Source organism: Halorubrum persicum, assembly GCF_002727125.1.
Lineage (GTDB): Archaea > Halobacteriota > Halobacteria > Halobacteriales > Haloferacaceae > Halorubrum > Halorubrum persicum.
The window spans coordinates 1-4,979 of record NZ_NHOA01000141.1 but is presented as its reverse complement, the minus strand read 5'-3'; the positions used below and the strand labels follow the sequence as shown (position 1 = coordinate 4,979).

General features: G+C 52.6%; 2 protein-coding genes and 3 pseudogenes. 2 read left to right on the top strand and 3 right to left on the bottom strand.

Going from position 1 to position 4,979, the window contains the following annotated elements; translation table 11 throughout:
- Positions 1 to 168 precede the first annotated feature (168 nt).
- Positions 169 to 999 (bottom strand): annotated as a pseudogene (locus tag DJ69_RS15410) (IS4 family transposase); the annotation flags it as partial.
- A gap of 116 nt (positions 1,000 to 1,115) precedes the next feature.
- On the opposite strand from DJ69_RS15410, the pseudogene DJ69_RS18950 reads away from it, so the two are divergent.
- Positions 1,116 to 1,481 (top strand): annotated as a pseudogene (locus tag DJ69_RS18950) (transposase); the annotation flags it as partial.
- Positions 1,482 to 1,922: 441 nt separating this feature from the next.
- Here the strand turns inward: DJ69_RS18950 and DJ69_RS15400 are convergent.
- The gene (locus DJ69_RS15400) at positions 1,923 to 2,804 is read right to left on the bottom strand and encodes an IS1595 family transposase (protein ID WP_099256419.1); all 882 of its coding nucleotides are present in this window, start codon (positions 2,802 to 2,804) and stop codon (positions 1,923 to 1,925) included.
- A gap of 390 nt (positions 2,805 to 3,194) precedes the next feature.
- A complete protein-coding gene (locus DJ69_RS15395) occupies positions 3,195 to 4,040 on the bottom strand; it encodes a halocyanin domain-containing protein (protein ID WP_245851733.1) in 846 nt (281 codons plus the stop codon).
- Between the two features lie 377 nt (positions 4,041 to 4,417).
- On the opposite strand from DJ69_RS15395, the pseudogene DJ69_RS18020 reads away from it, so the two are divergent.
- Positions 4,418 to 4,979, top strand: a pseudogene (locus tag DJ69_RS18020) (hypothetical protein); the annotation flags it as partial.

Genomic DNA, 4,979 nt, shown 5'->3' with positions numbered 1-4,979 from the left:
GCGACAGCTCCTCGATCAATCCGTGTTGTTCAACCGCTATCGACGACTCATCACGGCAGAACAGGTAACTCAAGTCAGGCTAACCGGCGGTGCTTTGTGAGGTACTGAGATTGGCTTGAAGCCTTTGCCGTCTACCACAATTCACGCCAAACTTAACGCGACCTAGCCGTCGGCGTCCGCAAGGAGGACGCCGACGACACGGAACCGCTTCGTATCGCGTGATTGCGTACCTGCGTGCGGTCTTCGGTCAAACGCTATCTCGACTTCTACGTCGGTGAACTCACGGTGCAAACCATCCACAATATCGTGGATCTGCTCGCTTTCCAAGGGAATGGCGTGGCCGCGCCATTCCCGTAATTCCTCCGTTACAGCCGGGTTCGAACTCTCTTTCAGCCGGCTCACGAAGTAGCCGTTGTTCCCACCGATCAACGCGAATCGGAGGTACTTGAGGTAGGCTCGGTCGAAAAGATGAAGTCGATCTTCGAGCCACGATCCTGTGTTAAGCAACGTGCTGTCGTGCGTTTTCTCGTTAGCAACGTCGAGCTGTTCTATTGTCTGCTCGATGGCATTGTGGAGCAGGTGGAGCTTTGCTCCAGCCTGCTCCTCCTTGCGAGCTTCATACTCATGGACGTGGTACTCATGAAACCGCAACACCGTTCCATCAGCGATCATCACATCGATGAATCGATCAATATCAGCGTCAACAGTGTCAGGAGCAGCGATCTCGTCGAGATCGTACTCGGCAAGGTCGCGGAAGTACTCCGCGAGTTCCGGCGTCAGCCGCTGACAGAAACTGCCCGGCGAGATCGTCTCGTCGGCTGTGGAGTTGTAGCTGCGACTGAAGCCAGCAAGTGTTCGGCTCTCGCCCGCGGCGAAGCCGAACACGAATGCCCAGACGAAGACAGGAATCTAGAGCTTGCCTTCCCACTCGACCACGCCGAGTTCCTCGGCGTGTTCTTCGAGGAACTCAGATGGAAAAAGCGTACTGAGCCGGCACATAATTCGTGGTGAGGAAGGAGAGTTGTGCACAGACTTCTCCACCTCATTTCTCTCGAAATATAGCCCCGATAAGCCGTCGCTGTCATGGGGTTCGTCTCTTAGCTAAAGACGAATGCTTGGATATTCACTGTTCGACTAGGTAGCCGCACGATACCCACCTCGGGCGGCAGGTACTCACACGAAATCTTAGCCACTTACAGACCGTTACCGCTGATAAAGGGTATGACTAGGACGACCTGCGTCAAGAACTTCGGGAAGCCGACATCCGACCAGTGATTAAACACCGAGAGTTCTCTCCACTTGAGGTGGCTCACAATGCTCAGCATGACGATGACATCTATCACCGACAGTCAGTGGTTGAAGCCGTGTTCTTTGGGATCAAGCAGCGGTACGGTGACACGCTTCGTGCCCGAACATGGTACGGACAGTTCCGAGAACTTGTTCTGAAAGCGACTGTGAGAAATGTTGAACTTGCTCTCTGACATCGGTCTGTATCGGTAAGGAACGATCACTCGGTACAAGCGCAAATATATAGTACGCTCTTGGGTAGAGGATTGTTGGTGACGACTTTGCGTTCTGTTGGTGCAAATCACTGGACTGATTGACTCCTAAATACAAGACAGTTCTACAGCAACAGTGAATCACCAAACCCGCAAATAGCTTAGCCTAGTGGTTCTTCGTTTCCACAGGACGGGCACCGGGTGTATGTCGTTGAGCTACTCAAAAGCCCACCCCCCTTTTCTGCTACTAGACCATGGTTTTTCAAACAGCTCAAATGAGCAACTTCCCTGCACTTTGGGCATTGGAGACCGTTACTACGATCCACTTTTCCATCGCAATAGTAGCATCCTCCTGCCATATTCCGAATGTAAAATCAACTAACATATAATTATCGGTCACCTCATAGTATAGACTGTTGTGAGTCATAGTACAGTTTCGAGGATGATTTTGAGGGCCTCTTCACCCGGCTTCCGGAAAATTTCACGGCGAAGCTGAAATCCTCGGAGATACAGTGAAAGTCTGTCTTTGGAAACGCCTCGGTGTGGCAAGAGCCACCGTCGCACTAGCGGCGCGTGGCTCTCACAGGTGTTCACGTGAACGTCCCCATCAACGTATTCCCCGTCACCGTGAATGACGTATTCACGAATGAATGCGTCGTCTTCGTCAAGCGGTTCGTACGCTCGAAAGCCATCGGTGTAGACGGTTAACGACTCTTGCTGGCGGGCAGAGAGCAGGAGCCGAATCGTCGCTTCATCCGCGGCTTTCGTCGGAAACACGTACCTGTCACCACTCCCGCGATCTGCGAGAATGAACACGGGGGGCTTGTCCTTACCGTATGTTCCACGTCCACGCGTGGTCAGGCCACGCGAGCGCGATGAGTCGCGCTCGCGGCCTTTGAGCCCGGCTTTCACGTACAATTCGTCGATCTCGACCGGCCCTTGAAGTTGTGGCCGAGGCGCGTCCAGCGCTCGCAGAAAGCACTGGATGCGCCGGTAGACCGCCTTGTAGGAAATGTCAATTTCTACGTCCAACTGTCTGAGGCTCGTGTTGAACCGGATGTAGGTATAGACGGCGAGAAACCACTTTCTGAGTGGCACTTCCGAGTGTTCAAACACAGTGCCGGTCTGATCATTGAACGTGCGGTCGTAATCCTTACACAGATACCGCTGAAACACGCGATAGCTGCCGTACCGAATCACAGATTCGCCACGGAAGCGTGGGCAATAGACGCCATCACGCCGGCGAACCTGTGACAACAGGTTCGCAGCTTGACGCTCCGAGGTGAACGTCTTGACTGGGGACATCGTTCGTTCAGTGACGCAGTTGCGTCACACTTGCCCACTGTGACTTCCCGTTACTGCTGAGAACTGACCAACAATCCTCTACCCAAGAGCGTTGTTCATCAAGATGGTTATTGAGTAGTCTCACGATGTAACGCTAAAAGTATGAGACCAACGACAAAAACAAAAACACAAAACAGGTATCCTAATATGCCAGGATAGTATCCACCGTTACTGACATTCTGGAATGAAAATACTGGCGTGCCTTGAAAAATCAGATATGTTATCCCGACTACTCCGACCCCGCAAGAGCCCAATCCATAGCGCTGTAACCGATCCATTGTGCTGATACGTTGTTAGTTGTTCACGACTAAAGTCGGGGCTTCTGCCCTCGGAATCAATCTGAACTATCTATCATTCGACAATGATAGCACCACGGTGTCCGAGGGCATGGTGGGGCTGACAGGCGTATCTGAAGACCCCGGTTTCAGAGAACGTTTCTTCGAAGTGGACGCCCGACTCAACGTGGATCGACTCACTACCGTAGTCACCATCTTTGAATTCAATATTATGTGCGCCCCCCTTCCCGGTCCACGACCACCGAATTGTCGTACCGGCTGTGACTTTCACTGCGTGGGGGTCGAACGCCAAGTGGCCACTATTACCCTTCGCTCCAGTGGTGATCTCGACAAGGTCAGTGTCTGTTTGATCCGTAATGGTCCCGTCGTATCCATTTGTTCCAGCGAGCCACTCGTCGACGGTTGGATACTCACTTGACGGTGCAGTGTCGACCACGACGACACCTCGCATCCCCGCATCGGCATACGGTTCGCTGACGTATTTGTACGTCCCTTCCGCGTCGAAGGTGTACTCAAATGTTTCCCCAGCCTCGGAAAGCGGCTGCCCACTGCTGAAGGTCCCATCGGTCGCTACAACGTTGTACTCAACGTCCTCTGAGACCCACTCCCACGTTACCGTGGTCTCTGGTGACACCTTTATCGCGGGCGGGGAGAACGAATTTGTATTTGACATGCCGAGGTACACCGTCGGCGGGTCGGCATATCGGAGATCGCGGATCTGGTGCGTCTGTGGATCATTCGCGGCTGCGAGCCAGGTGTCAAGAGAGTCTTCCCCATCACTATCGCCTGCTGTGGAGGTTGTACTAGTACCGTGCGTTTGAAGTGCGCTAACCCCGGTCAGCGAACCGAGTCCAACAGCTGTACTTGCGGCAAGGAACGTGCGGCGGTTGTTGGAGGGCATTGCGTATAGTCGTCAAAGTGGGATTATATACAATCTTGTGGGTAGTTTCAGTTTATTAGAATTAGTCTGCTTAGCTTCTGTTACGGAGGTATTGACATCTCGGTCATACCTGCCCCTATTCGACATAGGAAATAAATGATAACCCCAATTAACTCATACGTTCGCCGTTATAGTAGAATCTGGAACTCTTTGTGTGGCCAGTTAGAGGAGAGCAGTTTATCAACCGATTTTCGGAAGCTTACTGAAAATGTGTGTAGATACTTCTGGCGCTTACTATAGACGATCCGACAGCACAACAAGCCCAGTTCGCTATTGATTACCCTGGAGAATACAAACGTCCCGTCTACGACGAGCTGCTTGCGAGTGACTCGGTTACCGTGCTGAACTACCAGTTGGCCTACGAGTACAAGATTGGTCCTGAGCAACGGGAACGCCTCCAGTTTGCTACTGACGGTGACCGATACTACCGGATCCATGTCGATGGGGTTCGTACTGTTGAAGGGGTCTGGTTGGAATTTCATCTCGACCTACAGGATACGGATCAACCCGGCGGCATTGATCCGGTAACAGTACCGGTCGCGTCACTGTCCGATCGTGACCAACAGATACTCCAGCAGGCGATGGAAGCCGCGGCGGCAGATCGCGATCCGGCGATCGACGCCGATTATCAAGATCCCGGTTCACGCGGCATCACATATCACCACTACCTTGATGCCGAAGATAGCGACCTCGTTCCTTCACCCCCATTCGAGTATCTCCAACACAATGACCACCTCTTCCAAGCCCGAGTAAAGCGAGGTAGCATCCCCGTCACCGAACGGACATTCACAGCCGAGCAGATTGGAGAATCACGATCTAAATACGAGCAACACGTACGTGACAACATTCTTGAAGTCGATTTTTCGACGATTTCTCTCTCACGCTCTTCTGTAGGAGATT

Coding starts and splice junctions, on each gene's coding strand:
- DJ69_RS15400 (WP_099256419.1), bottom strand. CDS start 2,804: ATGTCCCCAGTCAAGACGTTCACCTCGGAGCGTCAAGCTGCGAACCTG.
- DJ69_RS15395 (WP_245851733.1), bottom strand. CDS start 4,040: ATGCCCTCCAACAACCGCCGCACGTTCCTTGCCGCAAGTACAGCTGTT.